The organism is Streptococcus sp. DTU_2020_1001019_1_SI_AUS_MUR_006, assembly GCF_032340315.1.
In the GTDB taxonomy this organism is placed as follows: Bacteria; Bacillota; Bacilli; order Lactobacillales; family Streptococcaceae; genus Streptococcus.
In genome coordinates, this window is the sequence record NZ_CP135436.1 from 655,866 (window position 1) to 673,930 (window position 18,065).

23 protein-coding genes, 12 tRNA genes and 1 rRNA gene are annotated in these 18,065 nt (G+C 34.4%); 30 read left to right on the forward strand and 6 right to left on the reverse strand.

Annotated elements, in window-relative coordinates; genetic code table 11:
* Nucleotides 1-73 precede the first annotated feature (73 nt).
* The 16 genes from rrf to RRU92_RS03355 all read left to right on the forward strand — a co-directional run bounded on the left by rrf (nt 74) and on the right by RRU92_RS03355 (nt 2,474).
* Nucleotides 74-189, forward strand: a 5S ribosomal RNA gene (gene rrf / locus RRU92_RS03280).
* A 4-nt stretch (nt 190-193) separates the two neighbouring features.
* Nucleotides 194-266: transfer RNA gene (locus tag RRU92_RS03285), tRNA-Val, on the forward strand.
* A gap of 5 nt (nt 267-271) precedes the next feature.
* Nucleotides 272-342 (forward strand) — tRNA-Gly (locus tag RRU92_RS03290).
* 36 nt (nt 343-378) lie between these two features.
* A tRNA-Ile gene (locus RRU92_RS03295) sits at nt 379-452 on the forward strand.
* Nucleotides 453-461: 9 nt separating this feature from the next.
* Nucleotides 462-533 (forward strand) — tRNA-Glu (locus tag RRU92_RS03300).
* Nucleotides 534-539: 6 nt separating this feature from the next.
* Nucleotides 540-629 (forward strand) — tRNA-Ser (locus tag RRU92_RS03305).
* A 10-nt stretch (nt 630-639) separates the two neighbouring features.
* A tRNA-Met gene (locus RRU92_RS03310) sits at nt 640-713 on the forward strand.
* 3 nt (nt 714-716) lie between these two features.
* Nucleotides 717-789: transfer RNA gene (locus RRU92_RS03315), tRNA-Phe, on the forward strand.
* 12 nt (nt 790-801) lie between these two features.
* Nucleotides 802-882, forward strand: a tRNA-Tyr gene (locus RRU92_RS03320).
* Nucleotides 883-893: 11 nt separating this feature from the next.
* Nucleotides 894-964, forward strand: a tRNA-Trp gene (locus RRU92_RS03325).
* Nucleotides 965-977: 13 nt separating this feature from the next.
* Nucleotides 978-1,050: transfer RNA gene (locus RRU92_RS03330), tRNA-His, on the forward strand.
* Nucleotides 1,051-1,063: 13 nt separating this feature from the next.
* A tRNA-Gln gene (locus RRU92_RS03335) sits at nt 1,064-1,135 on the forward strand.
* A gap of 9 nt (nt 1,136-1,144) precedes the next feature.
* Nucleotides 1,145-1,228: transfer RNA gene (locus RRU92_RS03340), tRNA-Leu, on the forward strand.
* Nucleotides 1,229-1,423: 195 nt separating this feature from the next.
* The gene (locus RRU92_RS03345) at nt 1,424-1,570 is read left to right on the forward strand and encodes a hypothetical protein (protein ID WP_006144804.1); all 147 of its coding nucleotides are present in this window, start codon (nt 1,424-1,426) and stop codon (nt 1,568-1,570) included.
* A gap of 51 nt (nt 1,571-1,621) precedes the next feature.
* Nucleotides 1,622-2,110 (forward strand): nucleotidyltransferase family protein, encoded by a 489-nt coding sequence (locus RRU92_RS03350; RefSeq protein ID WP_223339732.1) that lies wholly within the window; start codon nt 1,622-1,624, stop codon nt 2,108-2,110.
* A 112-nt stretch (nt 2,111-2,222) separates the two neighbouring features.
* Nucleotides 2,223-2,474, forward strand: a complete 252-nt coding sequence (locus RRU92_RS03355) for a hypothetical protein (protein WP_315640417.1) — start codon at nt 2,223-2,225, stop codon at nt 2,472-2,474.
* Nucleotides 2,475-2,549: 75 nt separating this feature from the next.
* Here RRU92_RS03355 and RRU92_RS03360 read toward each other — a convergent pair whose 3' ends face one another.
* The 5 genes from RRU92_RS03360 to RRU92_RS03380 form a co-directional block, all read right to left on the reverse strand.
* Nucleotides 2,550-3,683, reverse strand: a complete 1,134-nt coding sequence (locus tag RRU92_RS03360; RefSeq protein ID WP_315640418.1) for a site-specific integrase — start codon at nt 3,681-3,683, stop codon at nt 2,550-2,552.
* 3 nt (nt 3,684-3,686) lie between these two features.
* Nucleotides 3,687-3,881, reverse strand: coding sequence for a DUF3173 domain-containing protein (locus RRU92_RS03365; protein ID WP_006144810.1), 195 nt, complete (start codon nt 3,879-3,881; stop codon nt 3,687-3,689).
* A gap of 61 nt (nt 3,882-3,942) precedes the next feature.
* Entirely contained in the window at nt 3,943-4,329 is a 387-nt protein-coding gene (locus tag RRU92_RS03370; RefSeq protein ID WP_061416638.1) for a hypothetical protein, read from the reverse strand.
* Between the two features lie 2 nt (nt 4,330-4,331).
* Nucleotides 4,332-5,372 carry a replication initiation factor domain-containing protein gene (locus RRU92_RS03375; RefSeq protein ID WP_315640419.1) on the reverse strand — a complete coding sequence of 347 codons (1,041 nt, stop codon included), beginning with the start codon at nt 5,370-5,372 and terminating at the stop codon, nt 4,332-4,334.
* Between the two features lie 208 nt (nt 5,373-5,580).
* The gene (locus RRU92_RS03380) at nt 5,581-6,042 is read right to left on the reverse strand and encodes a hypothetical protein (protein WP_006144815.1); all 462 of its coding nucleotides are present in this window, start codon (nt 6,040-6,042) and stop codon (nt 5,581-5,583) included.
* Between the two features lie 235 nt (nt 6,043-6,277).
* On the opposite strand from RRU92_RS03380, the gene RRU92_RS03385 reads away from it, so the two are divergent.
* Nucleotides 6,278-6,730, forward strand: coding sequence for a helix-turn-helix transcriptional regulator (locus RRU92_RS03385; RefSeq protein WP_315640420.1), 453 nt, complete (start codon nt 6,278-6,280; stop codon nt 6,728-6,730).
* A 146-nt stretch (nt 6,731-6,876) separates the two neighbouring features.
* On the opposite strand, the gene RRU92_RS03390 is transcribed toward RRU92_RS03385, so the two are convergent.
* Nucleotides 6,877-8,745 (reverse strand): hypothetical protein, encoded by a 1,869-nt coding sequence (locus tag RRU92_RS03390; RefSeq protein ID WP_315640421.1) that lies wholly within the window; start codon nt 8,743-8,745, stop codon nt 6,877-6,879.
* A gap of 426 nt (nt 8,746-9,171) precedes the next feature.
* On the opposite strand from RRU92_RS03390, the gene RRU92_RS03395 reads away from it, so the two are divergent.
* From RRU92_RS03395 to comGG, 13 genes are all read left to right on the forward strand, one after another.
* Nucleotides 9,172-9,828, forward strand: a complete 657-nt coding sequence (locus tag RRU92_RS03395; protein ID WP_045760166.1) for a hypothetical protein — start codon at nt 9,172-9,174, stop codon at nt 9,826-9,828.
* Nucleotides 9,825-10,634, forward strand: a complete 810-nt coding sequence (locus RRU92_RS03400) for a hypothetical protein (RefSeq protein ID WP_315640422.1) — start codon at nt 9,825-9,827, stop codon at nt 10,632-10,634. The genes RRU92_RS03395 and RRU92_RS03400 overlap by 4 nt, the downstream gene beginning before the upstream one ends.
* Before the next feature lie 39 nt (nt 10,635-10,673).
* Nucleotides 10,674-10,871 (forward strand): hypothetical protein, encoded by a 198-nt coding sequence (locus RRU92_RS03405; RefSeq protein ID WP_315640423.1) that lies wholly within the window; start codon nt 10,674-10,676, stop codon nt 10,869-10,871.
* 497 nt (nt 10,872-11,368) lie between these two features.
* The gene (gene nagA / locus RRU92_RS03410) at nt 11,369-12,520 is read left to right on the forward strand and encodes an N-acetylglucosamine-6-phosphate deacetylase (RefSeq protein ID WP_315640424.1); all 1,152 of its coding nucleotides are present in this window, start codon (nt 11,369-11,371) and stop codon (nt 12,518-12,520) included.
* A gap of 138 nt (nt 12,521-12,658) precedes the next feature.
* Entirely contained in the window at nt 12,659-13,717 is a 1,059-nt protein-coding gene (locus RRU92_RS03415) for a zinc-dependent alcohol dehydrogenase family protein (RefSeq protein WP_315640425.1), read from the forward strand.
* 137 nt (nt 13,718-13,854) lie between these two features.
* Nucleotides 13,855-14,232 carry a DUF1033 family protein gene (locus tag RRU92_RS03420; RefSeq protein WP_315640427.1) on the forward strand — a complete coding sequence of 126 codons (378 nt, stop codon included), beginning with the start codon at nt 13,855-13,857 and terminating at the stop codon, nt 14,230-14,232.
* Between the two features lie 53 nt (nt 14,233-14,285).
* Nucleotides 14,286-15,227, forward strand: coding sequence for a competence type IV pilus ATPase ComGA (gene comGA / locus RRU92_RS03425; protein WP_070676995.1), 942 nt, complete (start codon nt 14,286-14,288; stop codon nt 15,225-15,227).
* A complete protein-coding gene (comGB, locus tag RRU92_RS03430; RefSeq protein WP_315640429.1) occupies nt 15,148-16,191 on the forward strand; it encodes a competence type IV pilus assembly protein ComGB in 1,044 nt (347 codons plus the stop codon). Before comGA ends, comGB begins: the two co-directional genes overlap by 80 nt.
* The gene (gene comGC, locus RRU92_RS03435; RefSeq protein ID WP_315640431.1) at nt 16,192-16,515 is read left to right on the forward strand and encodes a competence type IV pilus major pilin ComGC; all 324 of its coding nucleotides are present in this window, start codon (nt 16,192-16,194) and stop codon (nt 16,513-16,515) included.
* Nucleotides 16,478-16,912 (forward strand): competence type IV pilus minor pilin ComGD, encoded by a 435-nt coding sequence (gene comGD / locus RRU92_RS03440; protein WP_075230215.1) that lies wholly within the window; start codon nt 16,478-16,480, stop codon nt 16,910-16,912. The genes comGC and comGD overlap by 38 nt, the downstream gene beginning before the upstream one ends.
* The gene (gene comGE, locus RRU92_RS03445; protein ID WP_315640434.1) at nt 16,875-17,177 is read left to right on the forward strand and encodes a competence type IV pilus minor pilin ComGE; all 303 of its coding nucleotides are present in this window, start codon (nt 16,875-16,877) and stop codon (nt 17,175-17,177) included. The genes comGD and comGE overlap by 38 nt, the downstream gene beginning before the upstream one ends.
* Nucleotides 17,140-17,601, forward strand: coding sequence for a competence type IV pilus minor pilin ComGF (comGF, locus tag RRU92_RS03450; RefSeq protein WP_315640436.1), 462 nt, complete (start codon nt 17,140-17,142; stop codon nt 17,599-17,601). The genes comGE and comGF overlap by 38 nt, the downstream gene beginning before the upstream one ends.
* Nucleotides 17,579-18,016 (forward strand): competence type IV pilus minor pilin ComGG, encoded by a 438-nt coding sequence (gene comGG, locus RRU92_RS03455; RefSeq protein WP_315640437.1) that lies wholly within the window; start codon nt 17,579-17,581, stop codon nt 18,014-18,016. The genes comGF and comGG overlap by 23 nt, the downstream gene beginning before the upstream one ends.
* Nucleotides 18,017-18,065: the final 49 nt, after the last annotated feature.

Genomic DNA, 18,065 nt, shown 5'->3' on the forward strand with positions numbered 1-18,065 from the left:
ACTGAGAATACGAAGTGTGAAGGTTTTCTTGGAATTTGATAGATATTCAATTTTGAGTAGGTATTACTCAAAGTTAAGTGACGATAGCCTAGGAGATACACCTGTACCCATGCCGAACACAGAAGTTAAGCCCTAGAACGCCGGAAGTAGTTGGGGGTTGCCCCCTGTGAGATAAGGAAGTCGCTTAGCTAAAGGGAGTTTAGCTCAGCTGGGAGAGCATCTGCCTTACAAGCAGAGGGTCAGCGGTTCGATCCCGTTAACTCCCATTTTAGCGGGTGTAGTTTAGTGGTAAAACTACAGCCTTCCAAGCTGTTGTCGCGAGTTCGATTCTCGTCACCCGCTTTGAACATATAGTTCATTTACCAAGTTGTTTAACTTGGGCGCGTAGCTCAGGTGGTTAGAGCGCACGCCTGATAAGCGTGAGGTCGGTGGTTCGAGTCCACTCGTGCCCATTGAAATATGGTCCGTTGGTCAAGGGGTTAAGACACCGCCTTTTCACGGCGGTAACACGGGTTCGAATCCCGTACGGACTATTTATTGGAGGATTACCCAAGTCCGGCTGAAGGGAACGGTCTTGAAAACCGTCAGGCGTGTAAAAGCGTGCGTGGGTTCGAATCCCACATCCTCCTTTATTATTAACGCGGGATGGAGCAGCTCGGTAGCTCGTCGGGCTCATAACCCGAAGGTCGTAGGTTCAAATCCTGCTCCCGCAATAAGGCTCGGTAGCTCAGTTGGTAGAGCAATGGATTGAAGCTCCATGTGTCGGCGGTTCGATTCCGTCTCGCGCCATTTAAATATTTTGGAAGGGTAGCGAAGAGGCTAAACGCGGCGGACTGTAAATCCGCTCCTTCGGGTTCGGGGGTTCGAATCCCTCCCCTTCCATAACCTTAACTACGGGCATAGTTTAAAGGTAGAACTAAGGTCTCCAAAACCTTCAGTGTGGGTTCAATTCCTACTGCCCGTGTTTTAAAATTATGGCGGGTGTGGTGAAGTGGTTAACACACCAGATTGTGGCTCTGGCATGCGTGGGTTCGATCCCCATCACTCGCCTATTTTATATTATTGGGGTATAGCCAAGCGGTAAGGCAAGGGACTTTGACTCCCTCATGCGTTGGTTCGAATCCAGCTACCCCAGTTACTATTTGCCGGCGTGGCGGAATTGGCAGACGCGCTGGACTCAAAATCCAGTGTCCGCAAGGACGTGCCGGTTCGACCCCGGCCGCCGGTATAGTAATAACGACAAGGTTTTCGAGCCTTGTCTTTTTATTTTTTCTTCCAATTTTTTCTTTCAGAGTTACTTAAAATTACTTAAAATTTTTTTTTTGCTAAATTAGGAAGAAAATATTTAACATATTTTGTATTAAACTTGATTCGTTTTATGTAAAAATATACAATAGGTATATACTATTCAAGGAGAGATATCATGTTATACAATCAAGAAAATTATTCAATGCTCGAAGTTGAACAAGCAAAAAGCGATATTAAATCTCTAGCGAAAGAAAAGTCAAAACTTGTTAAACTTGATTTTAATAATCCAAAAGATGTATCTGAATTTTTCGATAAAGAATAATTTTTACTTTTCGATGTTAGAAGTATTTTTCTAGGTAATAAAGAGGTTCTCGTGGTTTATACAATAGATGAAATTAAGGCTAAGATTGAGCCTATTGCTAAACGATATAACGTATCAAAAGTCTACTTGTTTGGTTCCTATGCAAGAGGAGAAGAAGACGAAAATAGTGATATAGATATTGCTTTAGAATTAGGAGATATAACGAAATTTATGGATGTATACGGGCATCTTTCGACCATCTTTAGTGGAAATGTAGATATTCTTTTAGTTAGTGATTTATTGTCACCTAAAACCAATATTGGCTCATTGGTGAAAAAGAATTTTTTAAATGATAGAGTTCTCATCTATCAAAAATTGGAGGAAGCTATGGTAGAAAATTTAGTTAATAATCCTCGTATGAGAGATATAACCGAGTATAATGAAGTCACTCAGAATGCAATTAAGGAAAGTTTAGAAAAGTATAAAACGGAGGGAATAACTAAAAGTTCCGAAAGTATAGATAATTATTTTGAAAGAATGGTTCGTGAAAATACCAAGTAATTTTTGGTAGAGCTTAGTTATTTTATTTTCAATAAGAAAAAGAACAGCACTTATTTTGTTAGATTGAATTCACTCAAAAGGTAATTAAAGAAAGTGAAAGGAGGAAGGAATCATGATTAAAGAGTTTGGTGTTACAAATTTAGAAGTAACCAAAGAAGATATTTCTAAAAATCCTAACAATCCTATTCTGCGGATGTATGATGATGAAGAGTTGATTGGAACGTTTAGTATTCTTACAGGTGAAATTATAGAAAATTTGGATTTAGCAGATTATGATATACGATTTGCACAAAGACAAATTGAATTAAATCGTGATAACTATCTTGAAATGTGGAAGGACTACGTGGGGATATTACATGCCTAAGTATCCTTTTTTGTAGAACTGAGTTTTTAATATTTTTAATAAGAAAAAGAACAGCACTTATTTTGGCTGTTCTTTTTATAATAGATTATCTAGTTTATCTGCTAAATCTTTTTGTTTACTTGGGTATAAGTGTGAGTAGGTATCAATTGTTGTGGTTATAGAAGCGTGTCCTAATCTCTCTTTTACAATTAAGTAGTCTTCTCCTTGGTTTATTAAAAGAGAAGCGTGAGAGTGTCTAAAATCATGAATCCTTATTTTCTTTAAAGAACTATCTCTAGCTAGAATCTTTTTATATTGTTTTTCAATAGAATTTTTTGTTAGAGTGATTGGACTATCCTGAAAGATTTGGAGTTTTTCAGTATCAGTTGAAAATTCTCTTAGTCTTTCTGTCTGTTCTTGTTTCCATTCTTCTAGTGTTTCTATAAGCTTTTTATTAATAATGATTCTTCTAGTACCGGATTTAGTTTTTGTAGAACTAATGTGTTCTTCACCTTTATTCACGTACATTGACTTACTAACATGTATTGTACTTGTAGAAAACTCTATATCTTTCCAAGTAAGAGCGAGTGCTTCTCCAAGTCGTAAGCCAGTAAAGAAAAGTACTGTAAATAGTAGTTCAAGATTATATTCGTCGTTCTTGAATAGTGAAAGAAAATGTTTAAATTCTTTAACTGTCCAAAATTGCATTTTTCTTTTTTCTATCGGTAATTTTTTCAATAAACCTACTGGATGTTCTTTGTAATATCCTTTTCTTAATCCAACATCTAGTATTTTCTTTAATAGAACAATGATTTTATTAATAGTATTTGGACTCAATTTTTTCTCAGAATTTTTAGCATTCTTTTCTCGTAAATGTTCCCTAAACTGATATATATCTTCATAAGTTAGTTTATCTATATTATCGACTTTTGAAAAATAGTCTTTGATATGTTTATTATAATTGTTTTCTTGAGTATCAATATAGCTCTTTTTTCTATTGTTTATTTCATCCTCTTCTTTTAACAATTGATAAAGCATATCTATTGTTATTTTTGCGCCAAAATTTTTCTCTTTTAGTTCTACGCTTCTTAAGTATCGCTCGGCTTCCAAAGCCTCTTTTTTGGTTTTGAATCCTTTTCTAACAATTCGTCGTTGTATTAGTGTTATAGGGTTCGTTCCACTAGAAACATCAGCAATCCATGTACCATTTTTGCTTTTACGAACGGCCATTTACTATGCTTCTTTCTGTAATTCTATTCCTAGTAGTTCTTCAGCTATGGTTGCAGGAATTGTTCCGATTCGTTTATTGTTATAGATAGCAAAGCCACGATTGACTAATAGTACTTTCCCAGTATGTATAATTTTTCTAGCAGTACCAGGACTAAATCCAAGTTCAATTAAATCATCTTTTGTTACTGTTTTAATCATTGGTTCTCCTTAATTTATTTTATAAACTAAGGGGAGCGACGAACTCCCCTTGATTCAGTAGTTATTTTTGTTTCTTGTCAACTAAGTGAATAGCATCAGCCTTATAATACATCGTTTTGCTAATCATTGAAGCTCGAAGGTTTTCAAATGTAACTGGGACTTCGTCCATTGCTTGAATATAATCATTATCAACTAATGGTTCAGGATTGTCAACGGATACTTGTGTTGATTTCTTTTTAAATGGTCCATCTTTGATAGTGATGTTATATTTCCAACCAATAATATTTTGAGTGTTAAATCGTCTTTCGCTTCCATCACTATTTTTGATAATCTCGCCATTTTCATCGGCTCTGATTTCAGTTTCAAATTTTGGAAGTACCTCATCCAATTCAAATTTAGTTCCAATGTTATTAAAATCCCAATCGTTTTGTGAAAGCATTTTTGCCATAGTTAATTTCTCCTTTTTATGTTCTCTTTAATTTTTGGTATTAAGTCTTCTCTTTTGAAGGATATTGCCCTTTCTATGAGTTGACTTGCTAACTCCGGAGGAAATTCCAAAGTATCCAATTTTTCAAAGTTCTCTTTCTCTAGTTCAAATAGTAATTCATTTTCATAGAGAAACTTATATGCTCTTAGAATGGCTCCAGAACCTTTAAAGACAAGCCACTCTAATTTATTTGACAGTTCTGTTTTTTTATTTGAAATAGTAATAGTCACCGGCTTTGATGCACCTAAAAATTTTTCCCAAGACCTTAGAGGTTTTGTAAAGTGACTATCAGTGTAAAATTTCACTTTATCCTTTAGATATCCTTTTGTAAAGTTTAGAATATCTATTTCTGATTTTAGCCATTCTTGAATGAAGTAGTGAGCTTTTTCTTTACGCAGTTCTAACTCCGTTCTTATCCAATTTTTGATAAATCTCTTGCTAACACCGAGCTTTGAAGCTTGTTCTAAGCGTTTATCATAAATTCTAAGCCGTTCATCATCAGAAGGCCTTCTTAAATATAAGGTCTGCCCTGTTTTCTCATCTCCGTATGTAGTGTAGACGTTGCTCTTACCATATAGGAATCGATTTTTCTTACAAAGTTTAGCAAGCTGATTTGGAGTGAAGTAAGGGACTTCATTAAAATCGTCTATTGCGATATCAATTCTTCTTACTGAAAATGACTTATAATTGGAATATAGATTATCTAAGAAGTGTCGTTCAGAAAGTCCTTTTGGGGTTAAAACCATATCTCGATAGAATTCTAAAGCTTGTCCTGACATGACAAGCATGAAAGAATTTTCTTCATCCCCATAATAGATACGGATATTACCATAGTTTATCTGAGAGTCATATTCATAGTATTTAAGACTGCCTTTATCTATTATAAATAGCTCTGTATCAAGAAATAAGATATCTTCAACTATTTCTTCTAGTGAAAAATCAAATGTATTGAACTGGATTTGAATCCAGTCAAAAACAGAACGTAAATTCTTGTTTTTTGCCATAAATTTTGACTCAACTTTTTGCCTAATTTCACCGCCTTAAAATCCGTGAAAAACCTTGATACTACTGCATTTTCTCAGTAATGCACCTGACTTGCAGAGGGTGGTGTTACTACACACCCTCACCAACCTTGGAAAAAGCTCTTTGTTGTTCGTCTGCACTTACGATTTGTTACGGTCTGCGGTACCATACTCGCCGACCGTAACAAACCTACTTGCCGAACTTCCTACGAGCTTTTTCCCAAGCACCAAATGGAAGTAGTTCAAGTGTTGCGAGAATTTCTTCTTGCTCTTTTTCCAATCGTTGAAATTTCATTTGCAGTTTTTTATTACTAGAATACAAATTCTTAAAATTATCATTCAAGGTAATAAAATCTTCTTTAAGGGTTTCGAGTTGCTGAGTAAGGGTGTACTCCTTATGTTTATGAATATCTCCATAAGTTTCCCTTATAGCATCTTTTAATGGCATCTCGTTTTTCAAATAAGCAATTGTCCTGAAATCCTCAACATCATTATCAGTGAAATTATAAAAACTCACAAACTGCCTACTATTCCTTGCTTGAACTTTTTTAAACTCATGACCACTAATTTCCTTTATCAAGGTTATCCATTTTTTAGCAGTACTGACAGAGTTTAAACCGTCAACCAAGGAAACAAGTTTATTTATATCCATATTCCCCCGTTATAACGGAAAGTGTGGTATAATAGTTATATAGAAATTTGGTAAGTCTTTGATTTTGTAGTGATTATCAAAGACTTTTTAATACAATCATAGGCGGTTACCTCCGATAAAATTTTTATTATTTAGAAATGTCGATTTATCCGACATATTTATAATACACTCGTTTTTAGAAATTGTCAAGAAAAATGTCGTAATTTCCGACATTTTAAATTAATTAGGAGAAAATATGAGCATTTTTGGAGATAATATAAAGAGATTAAGAAAGAATAAGGGGCTGAAACAACAAGAAATAGCCGAATTACTGGGTGTAAAACGAAATACATATAGTGACTGGGAAAATGGAAAGACGGAACCCAAACTGGAAAACGTTGTTAAATTAGCTCAAATTTTTAATACGACTACTGATGAGTTGTTAGGACAAACAATATATTCAAAAGCAAAATTAGTTAGATTTTTAGATGACTATGATGTAAGTGATATAAGAAATTGGTCGAAAGAAGAGAGAGATAGTTTTAAATTTGCCATTCTATTTGAAATAATGCAAAGAAATGATAAAATTGGTTTGCTAAACTTAAAAAATAATTTAATTGTAGAGAATAACTTAGATAAAATTGAACGAGAAGTAATTAACACTATTTTTAAAGAAGTACAATTGGAGTTTCAAGATTTTCCAAATTAATATACAATTTAATTAAAATCTTTGATGAAGTTCAAGCTAAATATGAGTATGTAGAAAATAGTTTATAATGTAATAAAAAAATAGCCTTATCTTTTTGATAAGGCTATTTTCTTTTACTCAACTTAATAGTTCACTAGAATTTAGTATCACTTATAAGAGTGTTTTAAAGTCGTATAGTACTCCAATTCATCATTGATTCTCATCACATAAAAAATGACAATCTGAAGTAACTCTAAATAATTTTGTAAATGTTCTTCTTCTTTTTTATAAACAAATTTACCATGAGAAAATTTATTTCTTATCTTTAATCCGTTACCATATTTTTTATCATCCAAAATATAAGATAAATAATTACTTTCATATTCAGAAAAAAGATTATCTGAATATTCACAATACCCTTTCTTACAAAGGTCTTCTGCAATGTCTAGTATCAATCTATCTTTATAGTATAGGCAATACGTACCTGACTTCCATAATTTATTCAAAATGTTAATTTCTTGGAAATTTGAAAACTTTATTATATCGTTTGATAGTTTTAAAAAATTCTTTTCTATTAGAATATTTATTTGTCTTACCTGATAATCATCAAAATCTGTAATCTTCACACCTTCTTTTATATGTTTGAAGAAGGTTTTATGTTCTTTTTTCGATGAAATTAAGCTAAGTGGACTTTGGTCAGAAAAAAGCGCAGAGAACAAGGCGGAATTATCAGGATTATTGCTCAATTTTAAAAATTTTTTCTCATTGAATGATTTTAATGAAGCATAAGAGGAGGATTTAGATTTAATCTCTAATAAATCTTGGTTGATTTCCCCATTTCTAACAAATAGTTCGTATTGGTCTAAGATACTATCCATTTCACAAATTATCGATTTTCCTCTTTCGTAATAAGAAGATTCTTTATTGGAAGCATGGAAATGAAAACCTTTTATATCTAACTCTGTTTCAAGGTAAATATTGAAATACCATTCTATTATCTCTTCAACATCAATTTCATTTTGTTTTAAGTAATCAAAATATGCCCGAAATAACAAATTGTGACAAAGTTTTAATTGAGGAAAATAAGAATCATAATGAGCGTTTGATTTGTGAGAAAAGTAACGAGTGAAACTGAATGTTTCTTCATTCGCAACTAGCCAAGGCAATCCCGTTTCATGATTAAAGAAGCCAAGTAAATAAATATAATTATTTAATAATGTCGGAAAATCAAGATGTTCATCTAGTATAATTTTATTTAAAAGAATACCATTTTTAATAGGCTCATATAATTTATCAGAATCTAAAGACTCGATACCAACTGATATGGAGTATTGGAACCCTTCATTAGTTTCAAAATGTTTTTCCCAAAATTTATCACTTTTTCTTTTAGCTAAAAGCTTAATTTCATCATCAAACTCATATTTGCTTAATTTTTTATACTCAACAATTGATTGTAAATAGTTGGGGTTAATACTATCTGTCTGACAGTATTCTCTTGCTAGATTATTTATCTCTTCATTTGTGATACCTAATTTAACGTATAAACCATTAGAATCTGTGAATTTTCCTGATTGATGATTCAAGAAAAATTCTATATTTCTGGACAGAGAGAGAAAATTTTCTTTGATAACTTGCGGAAATAGGTCAATCAGTTTTGTAATATTTTTAAGATTTATTGTCTGGATATTATATTTTTTAATGTATGATTCAAACTGACTAACATCATCTTTATTAATTTTTTCTAAGTCTAGTACTAATTCCCAGAAGACATCTTTATAAAAAACATCAATGCTATCATAGTCTATTTCAAAAATGGTAATTGGGAAATTCATAGATAAATCACTTTGAAATTTTTTAATTAGATGTTTGAATTCAGAAAATTCATTTTCTGTTCTTAACAGTTTTAGGATTAAATAGGTTTCAATTAAACTATTAATTTCATCAGAAGGTCTATACGTTTTAATATAGTCCAGAGCCATATCGTATTGATATGGTTCTATTTCAATGTTAGGGGTATGAAATCTTTGGTTTGACATATACGTGGCACTCCTTTCTATTAATTAGGTTTTTATACCATCGAAGTTTTTTGTTAAATCATAATTTCCCATATCTGCTTTAGTATTATAATGATGAGCTTGTAGGATATAGTTACTTAATGTTAGTATACCATTAAATTATTTATTTATAAGATATTTTTAGTGTCATAGAACATCAAATTGAGACTTCTTTTCAGTCACCTAAAAGTTACTAAAATTTAAAAAAAGAATCTATTTTATAAAATTGAAAAGTCCTAAAACATTATTAAATCAAGATTTTAAGTTTCAAAAAATGTGGGAATTGAACCCAAAATTTCTTTCTTCAAAAAAGTATTTTTGATATACTATATTTAATTAGAATACAAAAAATTTTGGAGATTAGGAGATAAATAAGTGGATAAACAAACCATTTTTTACTGCTATAGAATGACTCATGATTATGGAATCAATCCTTGTGTTTTTACAGAAAATTATGATACAACACCCCATCTTCTTACCGAAGGAGGGTGTATGCTTCAGTTAAGAAGGAATATTAAAAAGAACTGGGCTGAAAAAATAAACTCGAAGTCTGTAGATGCTTACATAATGGCTGTAGCAGGGCATTCAAACGATGGGAAACAATGGAGAGATGAGCAAGGAATGTTTATCACTCCAAAATATAATCATCTAATTTTTGTTGCTAAAATTAGTGAAATTTTAACAATGAAAGAATATTTACTATCTCCAAAATCTAATAATAGAAGAGATGCTTATACTTATCAATGGATGATTGAAAAGAATGGATTAAACCAATCAAGTTTTATGAATGAAGTAGTGATTCTTGCAGACCGTTTTAATTATTTTGGTAAGTCTCCACTTAAAATTCCCAAAGAAATTTTAGATTTTTTTCCGATGGGAGAACGAGCGAGAATAAATGGAAAACCATTCCCAAGATGGAATGCCAAAAATGGATTTTATAACTCGGAAGAGAGATTTACTGATGTATTAGAATTAATGGAATTTGCTGAGACTATACTTGGTTCACAAAACAAAGTAATGGATTTGCCTTATCACCCATTCTTTATACGAGGAAAAGAATTTTGAAAATAATTTTATCAAGAAAAGGATTTGATTCATCTAATGGTGGTATCCCTAGTCCTATACTACCTGATGGAACCCTACTTTCATTACCAATACCTGCTAAAATGGACACTATATCTTTTGACGATTTAAACTATAATGGGGTATTATATTCAGATATATTAAAACAATTAAAAGGGAAGGAAGATAAAACAAACCATTTTAATTGCCATCTTGACCCGGACATAAGAGAAAATGTTAGGAATAATTCTGTTTCTAATTGGAGACCAGCATTTGGTCAAATTAAAAGTTCTCAGGGAATATTACGAAATCAGAATGTTTCTATCGGTGACCTTTTTCTATTTTTTGGATGGTTTAGACAAACTGAAGGAGATATTCATAATGGAACATTGCGTTTTAAGAAAAATGCTCCTGATTTAAATATCATTTATGGTTATTTGCAAATTGGTGACATGACGAATGATAAAGAATGTTTGCAGAATATGTACCCATTTCATCCTCATTCTTTAGAACATATGAGTAGTTTGAAATCTAATATGCTATATATACCAAGTGAAAACTTATCGTTTTTACCTCAAAAAAAAGGCTATGGTAATTTTAATTTTCATGATGGTAGAGTATTAACAATGAGTGGTAAATCAAGAAGCATCTGGAAAGAAATACCGGCACTTATGCCTGAGAATATAAATGGTAATCATAAAAATTCTGCTAAAGATTGTGGTTTAAAATATTCTGGTATATGGCAAGAAAAAGTTTTGTTAGAAAACGAACTATCAAATTCTTGGGCTAAAGAGTTATTTATGTTATAATAATAAAAAACACTTACCCTAATTAAAGGAGAAAATAAAATGGTTACATTAACTGTTGAAAAAGATTGGACTGGGAAATACACGTTTACAGTTTCGAATGGATTTGATAGTCAAAGTTTGACACCAGGAACATATGTTTCAGATTTTCAAATTAACCAAGCTAAACAAAACATCCAGTATGCCGGAAGTATTGATGATGGTATTAGAGTAGTAAAAAATGCTTTAGGAATTTTCTAAAAGAAAAATATTAGAGTCATTTATACAAAAATTAGACCTAATTTATGTCTAGTTTATTAACATTCCATATACCTCAAATGAACGTACAACTGTCTTGAGTACCTCTAGATGAATATAACCTGTTTGAACACTTCGTCTATTCTCCGATGATGCTCTTAGAACGATAAGGTATGGGGTGTTACCTAAAAGTTACTGAAATTTGGAAAAAGTGCCTATTTTATAAAATTCAAACGTCTTAAAACCTTATTAAATCAAGGTTGTAAGTTTCAAAAAATGTAGGAATTGAACTCAAAATCCAGTGTCCGCAAGGACGTGCCGGTTCGACCCCGGCCGCCGGTATAGTTTAAAAGACAAGGTTTTCGGATCTTGTCTTTTTTGTTGAATAATTTATTAAAATTTCACTAAAAAAGGTCTATACCATTTACAAATTGTTTTGAAAGGTTTATAATGTAATTGACATAATAAATAGTAGATTATTTCTTAAGGGGGTTATCATTATGCCTAAGTATATTAAAGCTGATCAATTTTTCTATCCACATGGTATTCGTCGTGGAGGTTATTTGGAACTTATTGATGGCAAGTTTGGTAAGCATGTTGAAGAGATTTCTGAGGATGCCGAAATTATCGACTACTCTGGTTACAGCATTGCACCGGGTCTAGTTGATACTCACATTCACGGTTTCGGTGGTGTTGATGTTATGGATAACAATATTGAAGGTACACTTCATACGATGAGTGAAGGTCTTCTTAGTACTGGTGTTACTAGTTTTCTTCCAACTACTCTTACTTCATCATTTGAACAGTTACTAGCGGTTACTGAGAACATTGGTGCACGCTATCAAGAAGCATCTGGTGCTAAGATTCGTGGTATTTATTTTGAAGGACCTTACTTCACCGAAGAATTTAAGGGGGCTCAAAATCCTGCCTATATGAAAGATCCACGTATGGATGAATTCCGCGCTTGGCAAAAGGCTGCTAATGGTCTTCTTAATAAAATTGCTCTTGCACCTGAACGTGATGGTGTTGAGGATTTTGTACGTACAATTACTGGTGAAGGTGTAACTGTTGCTCTTGGTCACTCTAATGCTACCTTTGATGAAGCAAAAAAAGCTGTTGATGCTGGAGCTAGTGTATGGGTTCACGCATATAATGGAATGCGTGGCTTAACACACCGCGAACTTGGTATGGTTGGTGCTATGTATGAGTTACCACACACTTATGCAGAATTGATTTGTGATGGTCATCACGTGGATCCTAAGGCTTGCGAAATTCTTCTTAAACAAAAAGGAACTGAAAATATTGCCCTTATCACTGACTGTATGACAGCAGGTGGTTTGCAAGATGGTGATTATATGTTAGGGGAGTTTCCAGTTGTAGTTGCAAATGGGACTGCTCGCCTTAAATCTACAGGTAACTTGGCAGGTTCCATTCTCAAACTTAAAGATGGTTTGAAAAATGTCGTTGAGTGGGGAATTGCAAATCCTCATGAAGCAGTCATGATGGCTAGTCTGAACCCAGCTAAATCAGTTCATATCGATGACGTCTGTGGACAAATTCGTGAAGGCTACGATGCAGACTTTATCGTGCTAGATAAAGATTTGGAATTAGTAGCAACTTATCTAGATGGAGAAAAACGCTATCAAGCATAATCTAAAAAGTAGAAACGACTTTAGTTTCTACTTTTTTTAATAAATTCGTGAACACTTTCACATATTACTTGATTTTTATATTGAAAAGGCTTACAATTATGATATAAACAATACAAATAAAAAAGCGGAGGATTGCTTATGAAAGCTTATACTTACGTTAAACCAGGCCTTGCGTCATTTGTTGATGTTGACAAACCAGTTATTCGCAAGCCAACAGATGCTATTGTGCGTATCGTTAAGACTACTATTTGTGGTACAGACCTTCATATTATTAAAGGGGATGTTCCTGCTTGTAAGAGTGGAACAATCTTAGGACATGAAGGAATTGGTATTGTAGAGGAAGTTGGAGCAGGAGTTTCAAACTTCAAAAAAGGCGATAAGGTTTTGATTTCTTGTGTTTGTGCATGTGGCAAGTGTTACTATTGTAAAAAAGGAATCTATGCTCACTGTGAAGACGAAGGTGGATGGATTTTTGGACATTTGATTGACGGTATGCAAGCAGAATATCTTCGTGTGCCTCATGCTGATAATACTCTTTATCATACTCCATCTGACTTGTCTGATGAAGCCTTAGTTATGTTATCTGATATCTTGCCAACTGGCTATGAAATTGGTGTCTTAAAAGGGAAAGTTGAGCCTGGCTGTAGTGTAGCTATCGTTGGTTCAGGGCCAGTTGGGTTGGCAGCTCTTTTGACGGCACAATTCTATTCACCAGCTAAATTGATTATGGTGGACCTAGACGATAACCGTTTGGATACTGCAGTTTCTTTCGGTGCTACTCATAAGATTAATTCTTCAGACCCTGAAAAAGCAATACAAGAAATTTATGATTTGACAGATGGTCGAGGTGTAGATGTCGCTATTGAGGCGGTAGGAATTCCTGCAACGTTTGATCTCTGTCAAAAGATTATCGGTGTAGGTGGAACAGTAGCCAACTGTGGTGTGCATGGTAAACCAGTTCAGTTTGATTTGGACACTCTTTGGATTCGTAACATTAATGTTACTACTGGGTTGGTTTCTACCAATACAACTCCTCAGCTTTTGAAAGCCTTAGAAAGTCATAAAATTGAACCTGAAAAATTGGTAACTCATTATTTCAAACTTAGTGAAATAGAAAAGGCCTATGAAGTATTTAGTAAGGCCGCCGATCATCATGCAATTAAAGTGATCATTGAAAACGATATTTCAGAAGGTTAATCTTGTTTTTAAATCCAGTTATTCGTTTTAGAATAGCTGGATTTTTTGAAAATGTTATATAATTCGTGAAAATGAGCAAAATTCTTTCATTGTTCTCAAAATTTCGCTATAATATACGGTACAAAGGAAGTTAATCTATGTATCGAGTTATAAAAATGTACGGAGATTTTGAACCGTGGTGGTTTATAGAAGGCTGGGAAGACGACGTCATTGCGAGCAAAAAATTTGATAACTATTATGACGCCTTGAAATATTATAAGTCTTGTTGGTTTGAGTTAGAAAAGGAGATTCCTCTTTACAAAAGTAGGGGAGACTTGATGACTATTTTTTGGGATCCAGAAGATAAACGCTGGTGTGAAGAATGCGATGAATTTCTTCAGCAATATCATTCCTTGGCTTTACTGGAAGATGGTCAAGTTATACCAGATGAAAAATTCAGACCGGGTTATGAAAAACAAACTGGTTTAGAAATCCACCGGACGTGTCGCATCAAAAAAGATGGAACAACTTTTTAAGGAAGTTGTTCTTTTTTTTGTATTTTCTTCGAATAATTAACTGAGGAGGGAATATGGTACAAGCACTTGCACAAGAATTGATTAGTCTCGCAAAAAAGGATGGAGCTCAGGATATCTATTTTATTCCCAAGGACAAGGGTTATGAGTTGCATATGCGAATAGGTGATGAAAGGCGTTTGATTAATAGCTATGACTTTGAAAAGTTGGGCGCAGTGATTAGTCATTTTAAATTTATTGCGGGGATGAATGTTGGAGAAAAGCGTCGTAGTCAGCTTGGGTCCTGTGATTATCAGCATGATGGCAAGGTTTCTTCACTCCGCTTATCGACGGTAGGAGATTATCGTGGTCATGAGAGTTTAGTTATTCGCCTTTTGCACGATGAAGAACAAGAGTTGCGCTTCTGGTTTCAAGACCTTAAGGAACTAGAAAAGGGCTTTAGGCAACGCGGCCTTTATCTATTTGCAGGACCTGTAGGAAGTGGCAAAACTACCTTAATGCATGAATTAGCTAAGTCATTGTTTAAGGGACAACAAGTCATGTCCATTGAGGATCCAGTCGAGATTAAGCAAGAAGAGATGCTGCAATTACAACTCAATGAAGCTATTGGATTGAGTTATGAAAACTTGATAAAACTTTCTTTGCGACACCGACCAGATCTTTTAATCATTGGAGAAATCCGGGATAGCGAAACAGCCCGTGCTGTTGTAAGAGCGAGCTTAACGGGAGCTACAGTGTTTTCGACCATACATGCAAAGAGTATTCGTGGGGTCTATGAGCGTCTTTTAGAACTTGGTGTTAGTGAAGATGAACTCGCAGTTGTTTTACAAGGTGTTTGCTACCAGAGACTAATCGGGGGAGGAGGAATTATTGATTTTGCAAACCAAAATTATTCAGAACACCAGGCAGAAAAGTGGAATGAGCAAATTGATCAGCTTCTTAAAGACGGACATATCACTGCCCTTCAAGCTGAAACGGAGAAAATTAGCTACCAGTAAGCAGAAGAAAATCATCACTCTCTTTAACAATTTGTTTTCTAGTGGTTTTCACTTGGTAGAAATCATTTCCTTTCTTGATAGAAGTCTTTTGTTGGAGAAGGAATATGTTTCGCAGATGCGCCTAGGACTATCGAAAGGAAAATCTTTCTCGGAAATGATGGGGAATTTAGGTTTTTCGAGTGCGATTGTCACTCAGCTTTCATTGGCTGAAGTTCATGGAAATCTCCATTTGAGTTTGGGGAAAATTGAAGAATATTTGGATAATCTTGCTAAGGTCAAGAAGAAGTTAATTGAAGTTGCGACCTACCCACTTATTTTGCTAGCTTTTTTACTGTTAATTATGCTAGGATTGCGGAATTATCTCTTGCCCCAACTGGATAGTAGTAACATAGCTACCTTAGTGATTAGTAACCTGCCACAGATTTTTCTCGGACTTATTCTGGCACTAAGTCTTGCATCTTTAACAGGACTGATATTCTACAGAAAATCTAAGAAGATACAAGTCTTTTCTTATCTGGCTAGAATCCCCTTTTTAGGTGTGTTTGTTCAGTACTATCTAACTGCTTATTATGCTCGGGAATGGGGAAATATGATTGGACAAGGTTTAGAGTTGGCACAGATTTTCCAGATGATGCAGGAGCAAGGGAATCTTCTTTTTAGGGAAATAGGACACGATTTAGAGCAGACCCTACAAAGTGGGCAGGAATTTTCTAAAGTTGTGCAAGATTATCCTTTCTTTAGAAAGGAGTTGGGATTAATCATTGAATATGGAGAGGTCAAGTCTAAGTTGGGAAGCGAATTGGAAATCTATGCGGAAAAAACTTGGGAGGCATTCTTTACCAGAGTCAATCGTACTATGAATCTAGTACAACCTATGGTTTTTATTTTTGTGGCCCTACTAATCGTTTTATTGTACGCAGCTATGTTGCTGCCCATGTATCAAAATATGGAGGTAAATTTTTAGATGAAAAAGATGATGATGAAATTAAAAGAAGCTAAGGTAAAAGGGTTCACCCTGGTAGAAATGTTGGTGGTGTTGCTTATCATTAGCGTCCTACTCTTACTGTTTGTGCCAAATCTTACTAAGCAAAAGGATGCAGTCAATGATAAGGGGAAAGCAGCTGTCGTCAAGGTGGTAGAAAGCCAAGCTGAACTCTATAGTCTGGATAAAAATGAAGATGCTAGTCTAAGCAAATTACAGGCAGATGGACGTATCACTGCTGAGCAAGCAAAAGCTTACAAAGAGTATCATGATAAACAAAAGACAAGTCAAACAGTTGCGGATTAGGGCTTTTACCATGCTAGAAAGTCTATTGGTTTTAGGGATAGTCAGCATTTTGGCTTTGGGTTTGTCAAGTTCAGTTCAATCCACTTTTGCGGCGGTGGAAGAGCAAATTTTCTTCATGGAGTTTGAGGAACTTTATCGAGAAACCCAGAAACGAAGTCTGGCTAGTCAACAAAAAATGAATTTAATGTTAGAAGAGAGGAGCATTAGTAATGGTTATCAAAAGTTAGCCATTCCTAAAGGGATTCAGCTTCAGTCACATCAGTCAATAACATTTGATAAGGCTGGAGGTAGTTCCTATCTGGTTAGCATCAGATTTCAAACAAGGAAAGAAGTAGTTCGCTATCGACTAAATATAGGAAATGGAAAGATTAAACGTATTCAAGAAGCAAAAAATTAAGGCTGTTATTTTACTAGAGGCAGTGATTTCACTAGCCATTTTTGCAAGTATTACAACCCTCTTGCTGGGACAAATTCAAGAAAGTAGAAAAAGAGAAGCAGAGCTTCTAAAACAGGAAGAAGTTTTGCGAGTGGCTCGTATGGCTTTGCAGACTGGACAAAAGCAGTTGACTGTCAATGGCCTTACGGTTCATGTTGTCTCGAATGAGCAAGGTTTGGAGGTACACCATGGAACGGAGAAATTACTGGAGATTCAAGATAAGTAGAGTCAGAGCGTTTACTCTTTTAGAATCCTTGGTTGCCCTTATCGTTATTAGTGGTAGCTTGCTTCTTTTCCAATCTATGAGCCGACTCTTGGTTTCAGAGGTTCGCTATCAGCAGAGAAGCGAGCAGAAGGAGTGGCTCTTATTTGTGGATCAACTAGAAGCGGAGTTGAATCGAGCCCAGTTTGAAAAAGTTGAGAATGATAGACTTTATCTCAAACAAGATGGTAAACCTATTTCCATGGGTAAATCAAGGTCAGATGATTTTCGGAAAACAGATGCCAGTGGACGTGGCTATCAACCCATGGTTTATGGCCTTAAATCAGCACATATTTACCAAAAAGGGCAAAATGTTCATTTCAATTTTCAGTTTGAAAAGGGACTAGAGAGGGAGTTTATCTATCGTGTTGAAAAAGAAAAAAGTTAGAGCAGGCGTTCTTCTTTATGCCCTTGTAATGGCAGGTATTTTTAGTCTTCTGTTGCAATTTTATCTGAACCGGCAAGTAGCTTATCATCAGGATTATGTCTTAAATAAAGAGAAACTGGTGGCTTATGCTATGGCTAAGAGAACCTATGAAAAAGCTACTTCTGAAAATGGAGAGCAGTCCTTTAATGTAGGGAAGTCAACTTATCGAAATGACGAAAAATTCTTCACAACGACTATTTCTACAGAAAAAAATCAATTTGAATTTCGTTTTCCACCTTTGAAAAAGACCGACGACAAAACGAAGAAAACAGAAAAAAAGTCTAAAGAAGGAAGTGAGGAGAAAAAAGAAGAACAGGTTAAAAAAGAGATGGCTATGTCTTCCAAATTAGCACCTTCAAAGAACGGCACAGAGTAGTTTGGACGAGGTTTTTGCTTGAAATCATGCTATAATAGATACATATGGA